The following is a 22781-nucleotide window of genomic DNA, read 5'->3' on the forward strand; positions in this document are numbered from 1 at the left end:
GATGTTTTTACGTCAGGAAGACTTTGCCACGGTAGTGCGCTCCACTCCGCTTGTCTCTCTCGACTTTATTGTCGAGAACAGTCGCGGCGAGTTTCTGCTTGGCAAAAGAACCAACCGCCCGGCGCAGGGTTACTGGTTTGTGCCGGGAGGGCGCGTGCAGAAAGACGAAACGCTGGAAGCCGCATTTGAGCGGCTGACGATGGCGGAACTGGGGCTGCGTCTGCCGATAACAGCAGGCCAGTTTTACGGTGTCTGGCAGCACTTTTATGACGATAACTTCTCTGGCACGGATTTCACCACTCACTATGTGGTGCTCGGTTTTCGCTTCAGAGTAGCGGAAGAAGAACTGTTACTGCCGGATGAGCAGCATGACGATTACCGCTGGTTGACGCCGGATGCACTGCTCGCCAGTGACAATGTTCACGCTAACAGCCGCGCCTATTTTCTCGCTGAGAAGCGTGCCGGAGTACCCGGATTATGAAAATACTGGTCTACGGCATTAACTACTCGCCGGAGTTAACCGGCATCGGCAAATACACCGGCGAGATGGTGGAATGGCTGGCGGCACAAGGTCATGAGGTGCGGGTTATTACCGCACCGCCTTACTACCCGCAGTGGCAGGTGGGCGAGAACTATTCCGCCTGGCGGTACAAACGAGAAGAGGGGGCCGCCACGGTGTGGCGCTGCCCGCTGTACGTGCCAAAACAGCCGAGCACCCTGAAACGCCTGTTACATCTCGGCAGTTTTGCCGCCAGCAGTTTCTTTCCTCTGATGGCGCAACGTCGCTGGAAGCCGGATCGCATTATCGGCGTAGTGCCAACGCTGTTTTGCACGCCGGGAATGCGCCTGCTGGCGAAACTCTCTGGTGCGCGTACCGTGCTGCATATTCAGGATTACGAAGTAGATGCCATGCTGGGGCTGGGCCTTGCCGGAAAAGGCAAAGGCGGCAAAGTGGCACAGCTGGCAACGGCGTTTGAGCGTAGCGGACTACATAACGTCGATAACGTCTCCACGATTTCGCGTTCGATGATGAATAAAGCCATCGAAAAAGGCGTGGCGGCGGAAAGCGTCATCTTCTTCCCCAACTGGTCGGAAATTGCCCGTTTTCAGCATGTCGCAGAGGCCGATGTTGATGCCCTCCGTAACCAGCTTGGCCTGCCGGATAACAAAAAAATCATTCTTTACTCCGGCAATATTGGTGAAAAGCAGGGGCTGGAAAACGTTATTGAAGCTGCCGATCGCCTGCGCGATGAACCGCTGATTTTTGCCATTGTCGGGCAGGGCGGCGGCAAAGCGCGGCTGGAAAAAATGGCGCAACAGCGTGGTCTGCGCAACATGCAATTTTTTCCGCTGCAATCGTATGACGCTTTACCCGCACTGCTGAAGATGGGCGATTGCCATCTGGTGGTGCAAAAACGCGGCGCGGCAGATGCCGTATTGCCGTCGAAACTGACCAATATTCTGGCGGTAGGCGGTAACGCGGTGATTACTGCAGAAGCCCACACAGAACTGGGACAGCTTTGCGAAACCTTTCCGGGCATTGCGGTTTGCGTAGAACCGGAATCGGTCGAGGCGCTGGTGGCGGGGATTCGTCAGGCGCTCCTGCTGCCCAAACACAACACGGTGGCACGTGAATATGCCGAACGCACGCTCGATAAAGAGAACGTGTTACGTCAATTTATAAATGATATTCGGGGATAATTATGGCGCAGTCGAAACTCTATCCAGTTGTGATGGCAGGTGGCTCCGGTAGCCGCTTATGGCCGCTTTCCCGAGTACTTTACCCCAAGCAGTTTTTATGCCTGAAAGGCGATCTCACCATGCTGCAAACCACCATCTGCCGCCTGAACGGCGTGGAGTGCGAAAGCCCGGTGGTGATTTGCAATGAGCAGCACCGCTTTATTGTCGCGGAACAGCTGCGTCAACTGAACAAACTCACCGAGAACATTATTCTCGAACCGGCAGGGCGTAACACTGCACCTGCCATTGCGCTGGCGGCGCTGGCGGCAAAACGTCATAGCCCGGAGAGCGACCCGTTAATGCTGGTCTTGGCGGCGGATCATGTGATTGCCGATGAAGACGCGTTCCGCGCCGCCGTGCGTAATGCCATGCCATATGCCGAAGCGGGCAAGCTGGTGACCTTCGGCATTGTGCCGGATCTACCTGAAACCGGTTATGGCTATATTCGTCGCGGTGAAGTGTCTGCGGGTGAGCAGGATGCGGTGGCCTTTGAAGTGGCGCAGTTTGTCGAAAAACCGAATCTGGAAACCGCTCAGGCCTATGTGGCAAGCGGCGAATATTACTGGAACAGCGGTATGTTCCTGTTCCGTGCCGGACGCTATCTCGAAGAACTGAAAAAATATCGCCCGGATATCCTCGATGCCTGCGAAAAAGCGATGAGCGCCGTCGATCCGGATCTTGATTTTATTCGCGTGGATGAAGAAGCGTTTCTGGCCTGCCCGGAAGAGTCGGTGGATTACGCGGTCATGGAACGTACGGCAGATGCCGTTGTGGTGCCGATGGATGCGGGCTGGAGCGATGTCGGTTCCTGGTCTTCATTATGGGAGATCAGCGCCCACACCGCCGAGGGCAACGTTTGCCACGGCGATGTGATTAATCACAAAACTGAAAACAGCTATGTGTACGCCGAATCTGGCCTGGTCACCACCGTCGGGGTGAAAGATTTGGTGGTAGTGCAGACCAAAGATGCGGTGCTGATTGCAGACCGTAACGCGGTGCAGGATGTGAAAAAAGTGGTCGAGCAGATCAAAGCCGATGGTCGCCATGAGCATAGGGTGCATCGCGAAGTGTATCGCCCGTGGGGCAAATATGACTCTATCGACGCAGGTGACCGCTACCAGGTGAAACGCATCACCGTGAAACCGGGCGAAGGCTTGTCGGTACAGATGCACCATCACCGCGCGGAACACTGGGTGGTGGTCGCGGGAACGGCAAAAGTCACCATTGACGGTGATATCAAACTGCTTGGTGAAAACGAGTCCATTTATATTCCGCTGGGGGCGACGCACTGCCTGGAAAACCCGGGGAAAATTCCGCTCGATTTAATTGAAGTGCGCTCCGGCTCTTATCTCGAAGAGGATGATGTGGTGCGCTTCGCGGATCGCTACGGACGGGTGTAAACGTCGCATCAGGCAATGAATGCGAAACCGCGGTGTAAATAACGACAAAAACAAAATTGGCCGCTTCGGTCAGGGCCAACTATTGCCTGAAAAAGGGTAACGATATGAAAAAATTAACCTGCTTTAAAGCCTATGATATTCGCGGAAAACTAGGCGAAGAACTGAATGAAGATATCGCCTGGCGCATTGGTCGCGCCTATGGCGAATTTCTCAAACCGAAAACCATTGTGTTAGGCGGTGATGTCCGCCTCACCAGCGAAACCTTAAAACTGGCGCTGGCAAAAGGTTTGCAGGATGCGGGCGTCGATGTGCTGGATATTGGCATGTCCGGCACCGAAGAGATCTATTTCGCCACGTTCCATCTCGGCGTGGCTGGCGGCATCGAAGTTACCGCCAGCCATAACCCGATGGATTACAACGGCATGAAGCTGGTGCGCGAAGGGGCTCGCCCGATCAGCGGTGATACCGGACTGCGCGACGTCCAGCGTCTGGCTGAAGCCAACGACTTTCCTCCCGTCGATGAAACCAAACGCGGTCGCTATCAGCAAATCAACCTGCGTGACGCTTACGTTGATCACCTGTTCGGTTATATCAATGTCAAAAACCTCACGCCGCTCAAGCTGGTGATTAACTCCGGGAATGGCGCAGCGGGTCCGGTGGTGGACGCCATCGAAGCCCGCTTTAAAGCCCTCGGCGCACCAGTGGAATTCATCAAAGTGCACAACACGCCGGACGGCAATTTCCCCAACGGTATTCCTAACCCGCTGCTGCCGGAATGTCGCGACGACACCCGCAATGCGGTCATCAAACACGGCGCGGATATGGGCATAGCCTTTGACGGTGATTTTGATCGCTGCTTCCTGTTTGACGAAAAAGGGCAGTTTATTGAGGGCTACTACATTGTCGGCCTGCTGGCAGAAGCGTTCCTCGAAAAAAATCCCGGCGCGAAGATCATCCACGATCCACGTCTCTCCTGGAACACCGTTGATGTGGTGACCGCCGCGGGCGGCACTCCGGTGATGTCGAAAACCGGACACGCCTTTATTAAAGAACGTATGCGCAAGGAAGACGCCATCTACGGTGGCGAAATGAGCGCCCACCATTACTTCCGTGATTTCGCTTACTGCGACAGCGGCATGATCCCGTGGCTGCTGGTCGCCGAACTGGTGTGCCTGAAAGAGAAAACGCTGGGCGAACTGGTACGCGACCGGATGGCGGCGTTTCCGGCAAGCGGTGAGATCAACAGCAAACTGGCGCACCCCATTGAAGCGATTAACCGCGTCGAACAGCATTTTAGCCGTGAGGCGCTGGCGGTGGATCGCACCGATGGCATCAGCATGACCTTTGCCGACTGGCGCTTTAATCTGCGCTCCTCCAACACCGAACCGGTGGTGCGGTTGAATGTGGAATCACGCGGTGATGTGCCGCTGATGGAAGCGCGAACGCGAACTCTGCTGACGTTGCTGAACGAGTAATGTCGGATCTTCCCTTACCCCATTGCGGGTAAGGGGCTAATAACAGGAACAACGATGACAAATCTAAAAAAGCGCGAGCGAGCGAAAACCAATGCATCGTTAATCTCTATGGTGCAACGCTTTTCAGATATCACCATCATGTTTGCCGGACTATGGCTGGTTTGCGAAGTGAGCGGACTGTCATTCCTCTACATGCACCTGTTGGTGGCGCTGATTACGCTGGTGGTGTTCCAGATGCTGGGTGGCATCACCGATTTTTATCGCTCATGGCGCGGTGTTCGGGCAGCGACAGAATTTGCCCTGTTGCTACAAAACTGGACCTTAAGCGTGATTTTCAGCGCCGGACTGGTGGCGTTCAACAATGATTTCGACACGCAACTGAAAATCTGGCTGGCGTGGTATGGGCTGACCAGTATCGGACTGGTGGTTTGCCGTTCGTGTATTCGCATTGGGGCGGGCTGGCTGCGTAATCATGGCTATAACAAGCGCATGGTCGCGGTGGCGGGGGATTTAGCCGCCGGACAAATGCTGATGGAGAGCTTCCGTAATCAGCCGTGGTTAGGGTTTGAAGTGGTGGGTATATACCACGACCCGAAACCGGGCGGCGTTTCTAACGACTGGGCGGGTAACTTGCAACAGCTGGTCGAGGATGCAAAAGCGGGAAAGATTCATAACGTCTATATCGCGATGCAAATGTGCGACGGCGCGCGAGTGAAAAAACTGGTCCATCAATTGGCGGACACCACCTGTTCGGTGCTGCTGATCCCCGATGTCTTTACCTTCAACATTCTCCATTCACGTCTCGAAGAGATGAACGGCGTTCCGGTGGTGCCGCTTTACGATACGCCGCTTTCCGGGGTTAACCGCCTGATAAAACGTGCGGAAGACATTGTGCTGGCGACGCTTATTCTGCTGCTGATCTCCCCGGTGCTGTGCTGTATTGCGCTGGCGGTGAAACTCAGTTCACCAGGGCCGGTTATTTTCCGCCAGACTCGCTATGGCATGGATGGCAAACCGATCAAAGTGTGGAAGTTCCGTTCGATGAAAGTGATGGAGAACGACAAAGTGGTGACCCAGGCGACGCAGAACGATCCGCGCGTCACCAAAGTGGGGAACTTTCTGCGCCGCACCTCGCTGGATGAACTGCCGCAGTTTATCAATGTGCTGACCGGGGGGATGTCGATTGTCGGTCCACGTCCGCACGCAGTAGCGCATAACGAACAGTATCGACAGCTCATTGAAGGCTACATGCTGCGCCATAAGGTGAAACCGGGCATTACCGGCTGGGCGCAGATTAACGGCTGGCGCGGCGAAACCGACACACTGGAGAAAATGGAAAAACGCGTCGAGTTCGACCTTGAGTACATCCGGGAATGGAGCGTCTGGTTCGATATCAAAATCGTTTTCCTGACGGTATTCAAAGGATTCGTTAACAAAGCGGCATATTGATATGAGCTTACGTGAAAAAACCATCAGCGGCGCGAAGTGGTCGGCGATTGCCACGGTGATCATCATCGGCCTCGGGCTGGTGCAGATGACCGTGCTGGCGCGGATTATCGACAACCACCAGTTCGGCCTGCTTACCGTGTCGCTGGTGATTATCGCGCTGGCAGATACGCTTTCTGACTTCGGTATTGCTAACTCGATTATTCAGCGAAAAGAAATCAGCCACCTTGAACTCACCACGCTGTACTGGCTGAACGTCGGGCTGGGGCTTGTGGTGTGCGTGGCGGTGTTTTTGTTGAGTGATGCCATTGGTGACGTGCTGAATAACCCGGACCTGGCACCGTTGATTAAAACATTGTCGCTGGCGTTTGTGGTGATCCCCCACGGGCAGCAGTTCCGCGCGTTGATGCAGAAGGAGCTGGAGTTCAACAAAATCGGCATGATCGAAACCAGCGCGGTGCTGGTGGGCTTCACTTTTACGGTGGTTAGCGCCCATTTCTGGCCGCTGGCGATGACTGCGATCCTCGGTTATCTGGTCAATAGTGCGGTAAGAACGCTGCTGTTTGGCTACTTTGGCCGCAAAATTTATCGCCCCGGTCTGCATTTCTCGCTGGCGTCGGTGGCACCGAACTTACGCTTTGGTGCCTGGCTGACGGCGGACAGCATCATCAACTATCTCAATACCAACCTTTCGACGCTGGTGCTGGCGCGTATTCTCGGCGCGGGCGTGGCTGGGGGATACAACCTGGCGTACAACGTGGCCGTTGTGCCACCGATGAAGCTGAACCCAATCATCACCCGCGTGTTGTTTCCGGCATTCGCCAAAATTCAGGACGATACCGAAAAGCTGCGCGTTAACTTCTACAAGCTGTTGTCGGTAGTGGGGATTATCAACTTTCCGGCGCTGCTGGGGCTGATGGTGGTGTCGAATAATTTTGTACCGCTGGTCTTTGGTGAGAAGTGGAACAGCATTATTCCGGTGCTGCAATTGCTGTGTGTGGTGGGTCTGCTGCGTTCGGTGGGTAACCCGATTGGTTCGCTGCTGATGGCGAAAGCGCGGGTCGATATCAGCTTTAAATTCAACGTATTCAAAACATTTCTGTTTATTCCGGCGATTGTTATTGGTGGGCAGATGGCGGGCGCAATCGGCGTCACGCTCGGTTTCCTGCTGGTGCAGATTATCAACACCATTCTGAGTTACTTCGTGATGATTAAACCGGTTCTTGGTTCCAGTTATCGCCAGTACATCCTGAGTTTATGGCTACCGTTTTATCTCTCGCTGCCGACGCTGGGGGTCAGTTATGCGCTGGGCATTGTGCTGAAAGGGCAACTGGCGCTGGGGATGCTGCTGGCGGTGCAAATAGCCGCGGGCGTGCTGGCGTTTGTGGTGATGATTGTGCTGTCGCGCCATCCGCTGGTGGTGGAAGTGAAGCGTCAGTTTTGTCGCAGCGAAAAAATGAAAATGCTTTTACGGGCGGGGTGAGTTGTTGTTTTCGGTTCCGACAACGGTTGCCGGGTGCAGCGTAAAACGCCTTATCCATCCTACGGTTCTGTGCTCGGATCTTGTAGGCCTGATAAGACGCGTCAGTGTCGCATCAGGCACTGAATGCCGGATGCGGCGTAAACGCCTTATCCGGCCTACGGTTCTGTGCTCGGGACTTGTAGGCCTGATAAGACGCGTCAGCGTCGCATCAGGCAAAAAACGGCAATGAACACAACAAACACAGCCTCACCTGGCATCAAATTTATGAGGAAAAAATGAAATTACTTATTCTGGGCAACCACACTTGCGGCAATCGTGGCGACAGCGCCATCCTGCGCGGCTTACTTGATGCCATCAACATCCTCAATCCACACGCCGAAGTGGACGTGATGAGCCGCTATCCGGTCAGTTCTTCCTGGCTGCTCAACCGCCCGGTAATGGGCGATCCGCTGTTCCTGCAAATGAAACACCACAACAGCGCGGCGGGCGTTGTCGGGCGCGTTAAAAAAGTCCTCCGTCGCCGCTATCAACACCAGGTACTGCTTTCACGCGTCACAGACACTGGCAAGCTGCGTAATATCGCCATCGCCCAGGGATTCACCGACTTCGTGCGCCTGCTGTCAGGTTACGACGCCATTATTCAGGTCGGCGGATCGTTTTTTGTCGATCTCTACGGCGTGCCGCAGTTTGAACATGCGCTTTGCACGTTTATGGCGAAAAAGCCGCTGTTTATGATTGGTCACAGCGTCGGCCCCTTCCAGGATGAGCAATTTAACCAACTGGCGAACTATGTCTTTGGTCACTGTGACGCGCTGATCCTGCGCGAATCGGTCAGCCTTGATCTGATGAAACGCAGCAATATCACTACCGCAAAAGTTGAACATGGCGTCGATACTGCGTGGCTGGTCGATCACCACACAGAAGACTTCACCGCCAACTATGCCGTCCAACACTGGCTGGACGTTGCCGCACAACAGAAAACGGTGGCAATTACCCTGCGCGAACTGGCACCGTTCGACAAACGTCTCGGCACCACTCAGCAAGCGTATGAAAAAGCCTTTGCCGGGGTGGTCAATCGCATTCTCGACGAAGGCTATCAGGTCATTGCGCTCTCCACCTGTACGGGCATCGACAGCTATAACAAAGACGACCGCATGGTGGCGCTTAATCTGCGCCAGCACATCAGCGATCCTGCCCGTTACCACGTAGTGATGGATGAACTCAACGATCTGGAAATGGGCAAAATTCTGGAGGCCTGTGAACTCACCGTCGGTACGCGCCTGCACTCTGCCATTATCTCGATGAATTTTTCCACTCCGGCAATTGCCATCAACTACGAACATAAATCCGCCGGGATTATGCAACAACTGGGGCTACCAGAGATGGCAATTGATATCCGTCATTTATTAGACGGCACCCTGCAAGCGATGGTTGCGGATACCTTAGGCCAGCTTCCGGCGCTGAACACGCGACTTAACGAAGCCGTCAGTCGCGAACGCCAGGCAGGAATGCAGATGGTGCAATCTGTGCTTGAACGCATCGGGGAGGTGAAATGAAGGTCGGCTTCTTTTTACTGAAATTTCCGCTGTCGTCGGAAACCTTCGTCCTCAATCAAATTACCGCGTTTATTGATATGGGCTTTGAGGTGGAGATTGTCGCGCTGCAAAAAGGCGACACCCAGAACACCCACGCGGCATGGACGAAATACAACCTTGCCGCCAGAACCCGCTGGTTACAGGACGAACCTGCGGGCAAAGTAGCGAAACTGCGCCACCGCGCCAGCCAGACGTTACGTGGCATTCATCGTAAAAATACCTGGCAGGCGCTCAACCTCAAACGCTATGGTGCCGAGTCGCGGAACCTGATTTTGTCTGCCATTTGCGGCCAGGTCGTAACACCGCTTCATGCCGATGTCTTTATCGCTCATTTTGGCCCTGCGGGGGTAACCGCAGCAAAACTACGCGAACTGGGTGTCATTCGCGGCAAAATTGCCACCATCTTCCACGGTATTGATATCTCCAGTCGGGAAGTGCTCAACCACTACACTCCCGAATATCAACAACTGTTTCGCCGTGGCGACCTGATGTTACCGATAAGCGATTTGTGGGCCGGAAGGCTGCAAAAAATGGGCTGCCCGAGGGAAAAAATCGCCGTATCGCGCATGGGCGTGGACATGACGCGCTTTAGCCCGCGTCCGGTGAAAGCGCCTGCAACGCCGCTGGAAATCATCTCCGTCGCACGCTTAACCGAGAAAAAAGGTCTGCATGTGGCGATTGAAGCCTGCCGTCAGTTGAAAGAGCAGGGCGTGGCATTTCGCTATCGCATTCTCGGCATTGGCCCGTGGGAACGACGCCTGCGCACCCTCATCGAACAATATCAACTGGAAGATGTGGTGGACATGCCGGGCTTTAAACCGAGCCATGAAGTGAAAGCGATGCTCGACGACGCGGATGTCTTCCTGTTGCCATCGGTTACGGGTGCGGATGGCGATATGGAAGGTATTCCGGTGGCGCTAATGGAAGCGATGGCGGTCGGTATTCCGGTGGTTTCTACTCTGCATAGCGGAATACCGGAACTGGTGGAGGCCGATAAATCCGGCTGGCTGGTGCCTGAGAACGATGCTCGCGCACTGGCGCAACGACTGGCGGCGTTTAGCCAACTGGACACCGACGAACTGGCTCCTGTCGTCAAACGTGCGCGCGAAAAAGTCGAACACGATTTTAACCAGCAGGTGATTAATCGAGAACTCGCCAGCTTGCTGCAGGCTTTATAGAGGAGAACGTATGCCATTTAAAAAACTCTCCCGACGCACCTTCCTGACGGCAAGCTCCGCGCTTGCCTTCCTCCATACCCCTTTCGCTCGCGCACTATCCGCCCGACAAAGCGTAAACATTAACGACTACAACCCTCACGACTGGATCGCCTCATTTAAACAAGCCTTCAGCGAAGGGCAAACGGTCGTCGTGCCTGCTGGATTCGTTTGTGACAATATCAACACCGGCATCTTCATTCCTGCAGGTAAAACGTTACACATCCTTGGAAGCCTGCGCGGCAACGGCAGAGGGCGATTTGTCTTACAGGACGGCTGCCAGGTGACAGGGGAGGAGGGCGGCAGTATGCATAACATCACCCTGGATGTGCGTGGTTCTGACTGCACCATCAAAGGGCTGGCGATGAGCGGCTTTGGTCCGGTAACGCAGATTTATATCGGCGGCAAAAACAAACGGGTCATGCGCAACCTGACCATCGATAACCTCACTGTCAGCCACGCTAATTACGCCATCTTACGCCAGGGATTTCATAACCAGATTATCGGTGCCAACATCACCAACTGTAAGTTCAGCGACTTACAGGGCGACGCCATTGAATGGAACGTGGCAATTAACGACAGTGATATTTTGATCTCCGACCATGTCATCGAGCGCATCAACTGTACCAACGGCAAAATCAACTGGGGAATCGGCATAGGCCTTGCGGGAAGTACCTACGATAATAAGTACCCGGAAGACCAGGCAGTGAAAAACTTTGTCGTGGCGAATATCACGGGATCGGATTGTCGGCAGTTGATCCATGTTGAAAATGGTAAACATTTTGTTATTCGTAATATCAAAGCCCGCAATATCACGCCGGATTTCAGTAAGAAAGCAGGCATTGATAACGCGACAGTTGCTATTTACGGTTGTGACAATTTTGTGATTGATAATATTGAAATGATTAATAGCGCCGGGATGTTAATCGGCTATGGGGTAATTAAAGGCAAATATCTCTCGATACCGCAAAATTTCCGAGTGAATAATATTCAACTGGATAATACCCACCTTGCTTACAAATTGCGCGGTATCCAAATCTCTGCCGGGAATGCTGTCTCCTTTGTGGCGCTGACTAACATTGAGATGAAGCGTGCGTCGCTTGAGCTACACAATAAACCGCAACACCTTTTTATGCGTAATATCAATGTGATGCAGGAATCCTCAGTTGGACCAGCATTGAGTATGAACTTCGACATGCGCAAAGACGTTCGCGGCGTCTTTATGGCGAAAAAAGAAACACTGCTGTCACTTGCAAATGTTCATGCGGTGAATGAAAAAGGGCAAAGCTCCGTCGATATCGACAGAGTTAATCACCATATTGTTAATGTGGAAAAGATTAACTTTAGATTGCCGGAACGGAGGGAATAGATTTGCGACCATTCATAAACTTACTGGATATAATGTTCTAAAAGATTATAATCCTCACACTAACTGTTAAAGCTGGGGCTGGGCAGCATTGACTACTCAGGGAAGGTACTCATCTTTATCTTGTGTTTCTTACGTAACAACCAGACTAAAGTGATTTATGAACGATAACGTTTTGCTCATAGGAGCTTCCGGATTCGTAGGAACCCGACTACTTGAAACGGCAATTGCTGACTTTAATATCAAGAACCTGGACAAACAGCAGAGCCACTTTTATCCAGAAATCACACAGATTGGCGATGTTCGTGATCAACAGGCACTCGACCAGGCGTTAGCCGGTTTTGACACTGTTGTGCTACTGGCAGCGGAACACCGCGATGACGTCAGCCCTACTTCTCTCTATTATGATGTCAATGTTCAGGGTACCCGCAATGTGCTGGCGGCCATGGAAAAAAATGGCGTTAAAAATATCATCTTTACCAGTTCCGTTGCTGTTTATGGTTTGAACAAACACAACCCTGACGAAAACCATCCACACGACCCTTTCAACCACTACGGCAAAAGTAAGTGGCAGGCAGAGGAAGTGCTGCGTGAATGGTATAACAAAGCACCAACAGAACGTTCATTAACCATCATCCGTCCTACCGTTATCTTCGGTGAACGCAACCGCGGTAACGTTTATAACTTGCTGAAACAGATCGCTGGCGGCAAGTTTATGATGGTGGGCGCAGGGACTAACTATAAGTCCATGGCTTATGTTGGAAACATTGTTGAGTTTATCAAGTACAAACTGAAGAATGTTGCCGCAGGTTATGAGGTTTATAACTACGTTGATAAGCCAGACCTGAACATGAACCAGTTGGTTGCTGAAGTTGAACAAAGCCTGAACAAAAAGATCCCTTCTATGCACTTGCCTTACCCACTAGGAATGCTGGGTGGATATTGCTTTGATATCTTGAGCAAAATTACGGGCAAAAAATACGCTGTCAGCTCTGTGCGCGTGAAAAAATTCTGCGCAACAACACAGTTTGACGCAACGAAAGTGCATTCTTCAGGTTTTGTGGCACCGTATACGCTGTCGCAAGGTCTGGATCGAACTCTGCAGTATGAATTCGTCCATGCCAAAAAAGACGACATAACGTTTGTTTCTGAGTAATGCAGACGAGTCAGAGAAAAAAGGACCAGGTTGGACTACGATTATTCGGAAAGAGGTACTGATTAAATTATCAGTATGTGGATTTCCGAGTAATCCGAGTAACCCAGATGCTGATGGTGTGTAGTGTTATCGTAAGGTTTAATCAAAGTTATGCGGAGCTAAGCTTTGGTATATAGCCATAACGTTTGGCTAACCTGCGGCAATAATTTACGCACTATCAGCCACTTAGAGGTAGGAAAAGAATGACGAATTTAAAAGCAGTTATACCGGTAGCAGGTCTTGGGATGCATATGTTGCCTGCCACTAAGGCGATTCCCAAAGAGATGCTACCGATCGTCGACAAGCCAATGATTCAGTACATTGTTGACGAGATTGTGGCTGCAGGGATCAAAGAAATCCTCCTGGTAACTCACGCGTCCAAGAACGCGGTCGAAAACCACTTCGACACCTCTTATGAATTAGAATCTCTCCTTGAACTGCGCGTGAAGCGCCAACTGTTGGCGGAAGTACAGTCCATCTGTCCGCCTGGCGTGACCATTATGAACGTGCGTCAGGGCGAACCTTTAGGTTTAGGCCACTCCATTTTATGTGCACGACCCGCCATTGGCGACAACCCATTTGTCGTGGTACTGCCAGACGTAGTGATCGACGACGCCAGCGCCGACCCGCTGCGCTACAACCTTGCTGCCATGATTGCGCGCTTCAATGAAACGGGCCGTAGCCAGGTGCTGGCAAAACGTATGCCGGGTGACCTCTCTGAATACTCCGTCATTCAGACCAAAGAACCGCTGGACCGTGAAGGCAAAGTCAGCCGCATTGTTGAATTCATCGAAAAACCGGATCAGCCACAAACGCTGGACTCAGACATCATGGCCGTTGGTCGCTATGTGCTTTCTGCCGATATTTGGCCGGAACTTGAACGCACTCAACCTGGTGCATGGGGGCGTATTCAGCTGACTGATGCCATTGCTGAACTGGCGAAAAAACAGTCCGTTGATGCAATGCTGATGACTGGTGAAAGCTACGACTGCGGTAAAAAAATGGGCTATATGCAGGCGTTTGTGAAGTATGGACTGCGCAACCTGAAAGAAGGGGCGAAGTTCCGTAAAGGGATTGAGAAGCTGTTAAGCGAATAATGAAAATCTGACCGGATGTAACGGTTGATAAGAAAATTATAACGGCAGTGAGGATTCGTGGCGAAAGTAATTTGTTGCGAGTATTCCTGCCGTTGTTTTATATAAACAATCAGAATAACAACGAGTTAGCAATAGGATTTTAGTCAAAGTTTTCCAGGATTTTCCTTGTTTCCAGAGCGGATTGGTAAGACAATTAGCGTTTGAATTTTTCGAGTTAAGCGCGAGTGGGTAACGCTCGTCACATCGTAGACATGCATGCAGTGCTCTGGTAGCTGTAAAGCCAGGGGCGGTAGCGTTATTTATATTCATAGGTCTAAAATAGATAACCGAGATGAAAATAGCTATAGGTATATCAACATTAAATAATGGAATAAATCAGGTTTGGGAAAAAATAAAAAATATACCAGATGAATTTTTAATAATAATTTCACATCAAGTGACTGATAAGCAAAAACAATATGGGGATATTTGTAAGAAAAACAATGTGATAATAATAACGACATACTGTAAAGGGTTAAGTAAAAGCAGAAATATTTTATTGGCTACTGCATTTCAAAAAAGCGTTGATTATATGATTATAAGTGATGATGATGTCGCTTACCTTGTTAATGGACTTTATGAACTAAAAGATAGAATAATCGAAGATAGAGGCAAGTATCATTATCAAATTCAAAGTTGTACGCAAGACGGAAGACTAAGGAAAAAATATCCGCTAATGAGGAAAAGGCTAAATAGATTGTCAGCATTTAACATTTCTTCAATAGAAATGTGCCTTAATGTGAATCAAATACAGGAATGTAATGTTTGGTTTGATGAGTGTTTCGGATTGGGGGCTAGATATAAAGCGGGTGAAGAACCGATTTTTGTTACGGATCTTATGAAAACAAAAAATAATATTATTTTTATACCTGTCACAATTACTGTGCATCCAATAGAAAGTTCTGGTAAAAAAATTTATAATGAAACAGATGCCCTATCAGATAGAAGTGCTATTTTTGTACGCTGTGGTGGTAGATATTTAGGGTTACTATATATCTTCATATTCTGGGTGAAAAAATTTCTTTTTAAAAAAAAATGCGGCAGAATTAAAAAAATAGCTGCATTATTTATTCTGCTAAAAGGATATTCCCGATATGAATATTTATAAAAACAGCAATGAAAATTCATTGTCAAATAATAACTGTATTGTATATTTTATTCCTTTGTTATTATTGGCAACATTCTTTTTCCCTCTTGTTGTATTGATATTTATTGGTGCCCTCTCGCCATTGTTACACCCTGTATTGCGTAATTTTTATTTTTATGCACTATTGGTTTTTATTATTATTTTTTTTTCCACACTAAAACCATTTGGAGATATTGCAGAGTATCTTCATGTTTACCATGAGTTAAATTATAATTTAATTGATGTTTTTGGCTATTCAAGATTTGGTGATGGGCTGGAATTTATGTTTTTAGCCATCATGAAATTTATTGGGTATATTTCAGGTGGCAATGATGAAGTATTTTTACTTTCTACTTATTTTCTGATCGTCTTTTTTTTATCCAAGATTCTTAAAGATGTTGATAAAAAATATAAACTTTTTTTATTATCGCTTTTCTTTTTTAACTTAGGATTTATAGAAGTTACATCATATTTTCTTCGACAGGTTTTATCTGTGGTTGTTTTTCTGTATGCTATAAATGAGCGTTCATTTAAAAAATATATCTTTTTTTTGTTGAGTGTTTTTTTTCACATGTCTGCAGTTGTTAATGTTTTTATATATGCAGTTTATATGATCTTTGGTTCAAAAAAATACTCATATGCAAAAATTGTTTTTTCTATTCTTATTGGACTTTTAGTTGTGTTTTTTGTGGTTTATAATACGCCAATTTATTCTGTGCTATTATCGAAATTCACTTCAGTTTCTGGGAACGATAAATTCACACGTTTGCCGTTAAATTATATTATCATTACAGTCGTAAATATATGCTTTATTATAATGATAGGGAAGAGAAGTAAATGTGATGATTTTAATAAGATTTTATTTTGTAAGGAGTGTTTTCTATTCTTAATATTATTACCTTTCCCAGCACTTTCGAATAGATTGGGTATGATTATTTTTGGTTTTTATCCCTACTTTATTTTACCTTATCTAAAAGCTTTTGAGAGAAAAGGTAGGAGTAAATATGCCCTACTTATTTGTTTATATGTAGTAAATTTAGTGCCTTTTTTGTATTTAATGTATAATGTGTCTTTAGGGAATAACATGTTTACTTTCCTAAATAATCATCCATTTACTGAGGGTGTGTATGGTATGATTGATTACATATTGGAGGCAATTGATAAAGGTGTTAACTATATCAATGAAGGTAACTAGCACGTGAAAAAATACTTAAGTAACCTATTTTGGTTGTTGAGTGACCGAGTGTTCATGCTGGTATTTCAGTTGTCACTTTTTGCTTCTATCAAAAGAATCTATGGGTTAGATATCTTGGGTAGTTGGGCAACGATAATGAATATCTCACAAATATTACTATCGTTATTTTTATTTGGCATTGATATAGTCGTAGTTAAAAGAATTGTTGAAAATCCATCATCAACGGGCACTGAGATTGGATGTGCATTATTCTTACAGTTTTTAGGACTGTTATTATATGCATCTGCTTTTATTACCATTGTTATTTATTTTTACTATGATATACCGTTCGCTTTTATATTCGTGGCGATATTAATCGTTGCTAATTTTTTTAGCTTGTATGCTAAAGTAATATTTTTTCATTATTCGGCATTGGTTGAATCAAAATATCGTGCTATCACAATTCTAAGTAGTGTGGCCGTTTCATATGGTTATCTTTGGTGTTGTATATATTTTGGTTGGCATGTCTTTTATGCTTATGTTTTCTTTTATTTAATTCAAGCTCTTTTTAGTTTTACTATATACAAATTCTATTTCCCTTATTCAGCAAAATGGACGATTGATTTAGAATTAGTCAAAATGTATTTTTTTATGGGGAGTAAACTCATTGTATCAACTATTAGTGTATCACTATTTACACAGTGTGATGTTATCTTATTAGAGTCTCTTACAGGTACAAAAGAGGCTGGGGCATTTAGTGCAGCTCTTAGGTTATCAGCCATCTGGTTTATGTGTGGAGGTTTGATAGCGAACGCTTTTTTTCCAAAAATTGTTCAGCTTGAAAAAATAGGAGAGGAAGAATCATTTATCTTTTTGAAATGGATATGCGGAGTTGTAAGTGTAATCTCTATATATGGTGCAATTATTATGATTGCTCTGTCACCTATAATTATAAAAATACTATATGGCGATAATATGGATTTATCGGCGCAAGTATTAATGGTTCATATGTGGAGTGGTGTTTTTGTTTTTTTAGGATCATTTTCATCTAAATGGTTATTTAGTAAGAATTATATTAATTTAGAAGTGATAAAAACCATTATTGCTGCAATTTTGAATATAACTTTGAATATCATTGTTATACCAAAATATGGAGCGGTTGGCGCTGCTTCTGTATCATTGCTTTCTTATTTTATTGCTAACTTTTTGATTTTTATATTTATACCAAAAACTAAAAATATGTTTAAAATGCAATTACAGAGTTTGAAGTATATTATTTTCCCATGGCGTTTGATTAATGATTTTGGAAGGGTTAGATGTCAATTTCAGTAATTACTCCTGTATTCAATCGAGCTTTGTTAGTCTATGAATTATATGAATCCTTAATGTCACAACAATCTTATGATTTTGAATGGGTGATAATTGATGATGGTTCTACTGATAATTTAAAAGAGGTTATTGACAAAATAGCGTCGACATCCCCATTTAAAATCATATATAGATATAAGAAGAACGGTGGAAAACACACAGCCTTAAATATAGGGATAGAAATGTCATCGTTTAACTGGATATTTATTGTTGATAGTGATGATATATTAACGCCCAACGCTATTGCTCTAGCCAATGAAAAAATCCAGGCAATTGTTGATGATAAATGTAAAGGGATGGTTTTCCTGAAGGGGTATAAAACTACAAAAGAGATTGTAGGTAAAGCGGAAACAATTGAAAATATTTCTCTGGAAAAGTTTGCAGGTACAAAGGGAGATAAAGCATTAATCATAAAACGTGATTCTTTACTTAAAAATCAATTTCCTGTTTTTGATGGTGAAAATTTTATAACTGAGGCATTGGTTTGGAATTCAATTTTAGAAAATGGCTACTTTAAATATTTCAATGAGATCATCTATTATAGTGAATATTTACCAGGAGGTTTAACTTCTAATTATACTGATCTTTTGCGGAAAAATATCAATGGCACTATGGCTTTTGTTATCAATAACTTGAATCTAAAAGGTCTTGGTATTAATGTCATTAAACAAACCGTTTTTCATTTTATTCCCATTTTTAATATTAGTAATCTAATAGTTGTAAAGAAAAAGACAAAATTTACTGTTTTCGTTTTATTTATTACATGTCTTTTTCTTGTAAAAATCAAGAATAAAGTTAAAGGAAAATCGTTATGATACCGGCAATAATTCATTATATTTGGCTTGGTAAAAGTGAAATCCCTAAAATATATTTAGATTGTATGGAGTCGTGGAAAGAACATGCTGTAAATTACGATTGCTATTTATGGAATGAGGATTCTTATAGAAAGGAATTTGGTCAGAATGATTTTGTTGAAGAAATGATCCAAAGGAAAAAGTTTGCATTTGCTGCAGATTTGATCCGATGTGATGTATTATATCGTTTTGGTGGTATATATCTCGATACTGATATGGAATTAGTTCGGGATATTTCTGCATTGCGAAAAAATATTGCATTTATCGGCGAAGAAGATATTGATACGCCTAGTTGTGGTATTTTGGGTTGTGAACCCAAATTTTGGCTTTTCCAAGAGCTAAAAGCAGCTGTCATAAAAGCAAATGGTATGCAAACAATTCCTTTTCTTTTAAAGAATATTTTGGACTTACATGGTGTAAAAAAAATAGATTCACAAGATATTTCTACTATTAAAGATATCACAATATACTCTGATAAGTATTTTTATCCATATAACCCTTATGGTAGTGCCAAACGATCACAATTACTTTATAGATATATAACAAAAGATTGTTATGCTATACATCATTGGGCTAAAAGTTGGAAGCTTTCTTTTTTAGAGAGAATTAAAAGAAAAATTATCATGCGATATCGTAAGGAGTAATATGAATATCCTAGTAACAGGTGGTGCTGGTTATATTGGTTCGCATACGGTACTTCGCTTATTAGAAAATGAAAATGAAATTACTGTTGTGGATAATTTGGTTAATTCTTCATCTGAGGTAATTAAGCGTGTAGAGAATATCACGCAAAAAAGCATTTGCTTTATCGAAATGGATATACTTAACACAGAATTATTACACGAAGTAATTATTAATAAAGATATTGATGCGGTCATTCATTTTGCTGGGTTGAAATCTGTTTCTGAGTCAATCAGTAGGCCTCTTGAATATTATAAGAATAATGTTCAGGGAACAATTAGTGTCCTTAGTGCTATGATAAATAGCAAAGCCAAGAAAATTATTTTTAGTTCTTCTGCAACGGTTTATGGTGAGCCTGAACAAATTCCATTAAATGAAAAATGTAAAGTAGGTGGTACAACAAATCCTTATGGCACTTCGAAATTAATGGCAGAACAAATCCTTTGTGATTTTGCAAAAGCAAATTATGGTTTTGATATTATTTCATTACGATACTTTAATCCGGTAGGAGCACATCCCAGTGGAATGATAGGTGAGGCTCCGAATGGGATTCCTAATAATCTTGTACCATATCTCACTAAGGTTGCTATAGGCGAATTAGATTCATTGAAAATATTTGGGAATGATTATCCTACCAGGGATGGATATGGAGTTCGGGATTTTATTCATGTTATGGATCTTGCCGATGGACATATTGCTGCTTTGAATGCAGAGTTTAAAGAAAATTCTATCAGGATATATAATTTAGGTACAGGTAAAGGATATTCAGTATTAGAGTTGGTTGATACTTTCGAGAGAATTATAGCTAGAAAAATAAATAAGTGTGTTATATCAAGGCGAGATGGAGATATAGCAGAATGTTGGTCTGATCCAATGTTAGCCTTCAATGAACTCGGTTGGTCAGCCAAATTCAATTTAGAGGATATGCTACGAGATTCTTGGAATTGGCAAATAAAAAACCCGAAAGGCTACGATCAAAATAAAGGGAGGAAATAATAATGGATTATCTTGTGTCAATTATTATGCCCAGTTATAATTCTGAATTCACAATTAAGGAAAGTATAAAATCGGTAATAGAACAAACATATTCTAATTGGGAGTTGTTAATTACTGATGACTGCTCAACAGATAGAACTTGTCAGATAGTTAAAGAATTTGTTGAGCAAGATGACAGGATAAAACTTTTTGTTTCAGATAAAAATAAAGGCGCAGGCGCAGCAAGAAACAACTCAATAAAAGAGTCTAGTGGACGATTTTTGGCTTTTTTAGATAGTGATGATCTATGGGCACCCGATAAACTAAAAGAGCAGATTAATTATATGATTATGAATGGCTACGCCCTTACTTATACTGCATATAGTAAAATTGATGCATATGGTAATATTAAAAAAGATATTCAACCCCCATCAAAAGTCGATTTTTCTTCTTTACTGAAATCCAATGTTATCGGATGCCTTACTGCAATTTATGACACGGAAGTTGTGGGTAAAGTATATATGCCACTCATACGAAAGCGTCAAGATATGGCATTATGGCTAATAATCCTGCAAAAAATAGATTATGCCCACTGCCTAAATAAAAACCTAGCATTTTATCGCGAAGGTCATTTAAGTTTATCATCGAATAAGATAAAAATAATAAAATCGCAATGGGAGTTTTACCGTTATTATCTTGGTTTTGGATATGTAAAGGCAATGTATTATTTTCTGCATTATATCCAGCGTGCATTAAGAAAACACGCTTAAGAGTTTAACTCTATTTGTTTAATTTTAAAACATTGATAATAATTGAGTCTATCATTCATTTATTGCATGTCTTATTTTATATCTGTTATCCTTTTTAACCGTCAAATCCCGCGGTAACCCCCTGACAGGAGTAAACAATGTCAAAGCAACAGATCGGCGTAGTCGGTATGGCAGTGATGGGGCGCAACCTCGCGCTCAACATCGAAAGCCGTGGTTATACCGTCTCTATTTTCAACCGTTCCCGTGAAAAGACCGAAGAAGTGATTGCCGAAAATCCAGGCAAAAAACTGGTTCCTTACTATACGGTGAAAGAGTTTGTTGAATCTCTGGAAACGCCTCGTCGCATCCTGTTAATGGTGAAAGCAGGTGCAGGCACGGATGCTGCTATTGATTCCCTCAAGCCATACCTCGATAAAGGTGACATCATCATTGATGGTGGTAATACCTTCTTCCAGGACACCATTCGTCGTAATCGTGAGCTTTCTGCAGAAGGCTTTAACTTCATTGGTACCGGTGTTTCCGGCGGTGAAGAAGGTGCGCTGAAAGGTCCTTCCATTATGCCTGGTGGGCAGAAAGAAGCCTATGAACTGGTTGCACCGATCCTGACCAAAATCGCCGCAGTGGCTGAAGACGGCGAACCGTGCGTTACCTATATTGGTGCCGATGGCGCAGGTCACTATGTGAAGATGGTTCACAACGGTATCGAATACGGTGATATGCAACTGATTGCTGAAGCCTATTCTCTGCTTAAAGGTGGTCTGAACCTCTCCAACGAAGAACTGGCGCAGACCTTTACCGAGTGGAATAACGGTGAACTGAGCAGCTACCTGATCGACATCACCAAAGACATCTTCACCAAAAAAGATGAAGACGGTAACTACCTGGTTGATGTGATTCTGGATGAAGCAGCAAACAAAGGTACCGGTAAATGGACCAGCCAGAGCGCGCTGGATCTCGGCGAACCGCTGTCGCTGATTACCGAGTCTGTGTTTGCACGTTATATCTCTTCTCTGAAAGATCAGCGTGTTGCCGCGTCTAAAGTTCTCTCTGGCCCGCAAGCGCAGCCAGCTGGCGACAAGGCTGAGTTCATCGAAAAAGTTCGTCGTGCTCTGTATCTGGGCAAAATCGTTTCTTACGCCCAAGGCTTCTCTCAGCTGCGTGCTGCGTCTGAAGAGTACAACTGGGATCTGAACTACGGCGAAATCGCGAAGATTTTCCGTGCTGGCTGCATCATCCGTGCGCAGTTCCTGCAGAAAATCACCGATGCCTATGCCGAAAATCCGCAGATCGCTAACCTGCTGCTGGCTCCGTACTTCAAGCAAATTGCCGATGACTACCAGCAGGCGCTGCGCGATGTCGTCGCTTATGCGGTACAGAACGGTATCCCGGTTCCGACCTTCGCCGCTGCGGTTGCCTATTATGACAGCTACCGCGCCGCTGTTCTGCCTGCGAACCTGATCCAGGCACAGCGTGACTATTTCGGTGCGCATACTTATAAGCGCATTGATAAAGAAGGTGTGTTCCATACCGAATGGCTGGATTAATCTGATTTAAATCAATTAATCAATGCAAGGCCCGGAGAAACCCTCCGGGCTTTTTTATTATACAAAGCGGCAGGTTATGGCCTTTTTTTATAATTTATAGTTAAAAACGCGATATAATACAGCGCCGCACAGCAGGATCGCTGCCTTGACAGTTCATCTACATCAGCGTTAAAAATCCCGCAGTAGATGAAGTTGTGGTGGTGGATTAATGACCACTCTAAATGTTTAACCGGAAGAAG

19 protein-coding genes are annotated in these 22781 nt (G+C 45.6%); all 19 read left to right on the top strand.

What is annotated here, in order from left to right:
* Position 1: 1 nt before the first annotated feature.
* The 19 genes from gmm to gnd all read left to right on the top strand — a co-directional run bounded on the left by gmm (position 2) and on the right by gnd (position 22542).
* Positions 2-481: a GDP-mannose mannosyl hydrolase gene (gene gmm / locus C1192_RS01655; protein ID WP_000479836.1), complete on the top strand. Its 480-nt coding sequence runs from the start codon at positions 2-4 to the stop codon at positions 479-481.
* Positions 478-1701 carry a colanic acid biosynthesis fucosyltransferase WcaI gene (wcaI, locus tag C1192_RS01660; RefSeq protein ID WP_038355121.1) on the top strand — a complete coding sequence of 408 codons (1224 nt, stop codon included), beginning with the start codon at positions 478-480 and terminating at the stop codon, positions 1699-1701. The genes gmm and wcaI overlap by 4 nt, the downstream gene beginning before the upstream one ends.
* Before the next feature lie 2 nt (positions 1702-1703).
* A complete protein-coding gene (gene cpsB, locus C1192_RS01665; RefSeq protein ID WP_000079271.1) occupies positions 1704-3140 on the top strand; it encodes a mannose-1-phosphate guanyltransferase in 1437 nt (478 codons plus the stop codon).
* Between the two features lie 104 nt (positions 3141-3244).
* Positions 3245-4615 (top strand): colanic acid biosynthesis phosphomannomutase CpsG, encoded by a 1371-nt coding sequence (cpsG, locus tag C1192_RS01670; RefSeq protein ID WP_038355120.1) that lies wholly within the window; start codon positions 3245-3247, stop codon positions 4613-4615.
* Between the two features lie 54 nt (positions 4616-4669).
* The gene (gene wcaJ / locus C1192_RS01675) at positions 4670-6064 is read left to right on the top strand and encodes an undecaprenyl-phosphate glucose phosphotransferase (protein ID WP_000183109.1); all 1395 of its coding nucleotides are present in this window, start codon (positions 4670-4672) and stop codon (positions 6062-6064) included.
* A 1-nt stretch (position 6065) separates the two neighbouring features.
* Positions 6066-7544: a colanic acid undecaprenyl disphosphate flippase WzxC gene (gene wzxC, locus C1192_RS01680; RefSeq protein ID WP_038355119.1), complete on the top strand. Its 1479-nt coding sequence runs from the start codon at positions 6066-6068 to the stop codon at positions 7542-7544.
* Positions 7545-7819: 275 nt separating this feature from the next.
* Positions 7820-9100 (top strand): colanic acid biosynthesis pyruvyl transferase WcaK, encoded by a 1281-nt coding sequence (gene wcaK / locus C1192_RS01685; RefSeq protein WP_038355118.1) that lies wholly within the window; start codon positions 7820-7822, stop codon positions 9098-9100.
* On the top strand, positions 9097-10317 hold the full coding sequence (gene wcaL / locus C1192_RS01690; protein WP_038355117.1) for a colanic acid biosynthesis glycosyltransferase WcaL: 1221 nt from the start codon (positions 9097-9099) through the stop codon (positions 10315-10317). The genes wcaK and wcaL overlap by 4 nt, the downstream gene beginning before the upstream one ends.
* A gap of 10 nt (positions 10318-10327) precedes the next feature.
* A complete protein-coding gene (gene wcaM / locus C1192_RS01695) occupies positions 10328-11722 on the top strand; it encodes a colanic acid biosynthesis protein WcaM (RefSeq protein WP_038355116.1) in 1395 nt (464 codons plus the stop codon).
* Between the two features lie 157 nt (positions 11723-11879).
* The gene (locus C1192_RS01700) at positions 11880-12875 is read left to right on the top strand and encodes an N-acetyl-alpha-D-glucosaminyl-diphospho-ditrans,octacis-undecaprenol 4-epimerase (protein ID WP_000999466.1); all 996 of its coding nucleotides are present in this window, start codon (positions 11880-11882) and stop codon (positions 12873-12875) included.
* A 242-nt stretch (positions 12876-13117) separates the two neighbouring features.
* Positions 13118-14011, top strand: a complete 894-nt coding sequence (galF, locus tag C1192_RS01705; protein ID WP_000183034.1) for a UTP--glucose-1-phosphate uridylyltransferase GalF — start codon at positions 13118-13120, stop codon at positions 14009-14011.
* A 331-nt stretch (positions 14012-14342) separates the two neighbouring features.
* Entirely contained in the window at positions 14343-15158 is an 816-nt protein-coding gene (locus C1192_RS01715; protein WP_032216225.1) for a hypothetical protein, read from the top strand.
* The gene (gene wzy, locus C1192_RS01720) at positions 15145-16371 is read left to right on the top strand and encodes an O38 family O-antigen polymerase (protein ID WP_038355115.1); all 1227 of its coding nucleotides are present in this window, start codon (positions 15145-15147) and stop codon (positions 16369-16371) included. The genes C1192_RS01715 and wzy overlap by 14 nt, the downstream gene beginning before the upstream one ends.
* A gap of 3 nt (positions 16372-16374) precedes the next feature.
* Positions 16375-17682, top strand: coding sequence for an O38 family O-antigen flippase (wzx, locus tag C1192_RS01725; protein WP_032216222.1), 1308 nt, complete (start codon positions 16375-16377; stop codon positions 17680-17682).
* Complete coding sequence (locus C1192_RS01730; RefSeq protein ID WP_052463038.1) at positions 17667-18533, top strand: glycosyltransferase family 2 protein; 867 nt, start codon at positions 17667-17669, stop codon at positions 18531-18533. Before wzx ends, C1192_RS01730 begins: the two co-directional genes overlap by 16 nt.
* The gene (locus C1192_RS01735) at positions 18530-19216 is read left to right on the top strand and encodes a glycosyltransferase family 32 protein (RefSeq protein WP_032216221.1); all 687 of its coding nucleotides are present in this window, start codon (positions 18530-18532) and stop codon (positions 19214-19216) included. Before C1192_RS01730 ends, C1192_RS01735 begins: the two co-directional genes overlap by 4 nt.
* Position 19217: 1 nt before the next feature.
* Positions 19218-20249, top strand: coding sequence for a UDP-glucose 4-epimerase GalE (galE, locus tag C1192_RS01740; RefSeq protein ID WP_032216219.1), 1032 nt, complete (start codon positions 19218-19220; stop codon positions 20247-20249).
* Between the two features lie 2 nt (positions 20250-20251).
* Positions 20252-20998 carry a glycosyltransferase family 2 protein gene (locus C1192_RS01745; RefSeq protein WP_032216218.1) on the top strand — a complete coding sequence of 249 codons (747 nt, stop codon included), beginning with the start codon at positions 20252-20254 and terminating at the stop codon, positions 20996-20998.
* A gap of 137 nt (positions 20999-21135) precedes the next feature.
* Positions 21136-22542 (top strand): NADP-dependent phosphogluconate dehydrogenase, encoded by a 1407-nt coding sequence (gene gnd / locus C1192_RS01750; protein ID WP_000043458.1) that lies wholly within the window; start codon positions 21136-21138, stop codon positions 22540-22542.
* Positions 22543-22781 lie beyond the last annotated feature (239 nt).

It is taken from the genome of Escherichia marmotae (assembly GCF_002900365.1).
GTDB classification, from domain to species: Bacteria; Pseudomonadota; Gammaproteobacteria; order Enterobacterales; family Enterobacteriaceae; genus Escherichia; species Escherichia marmotae.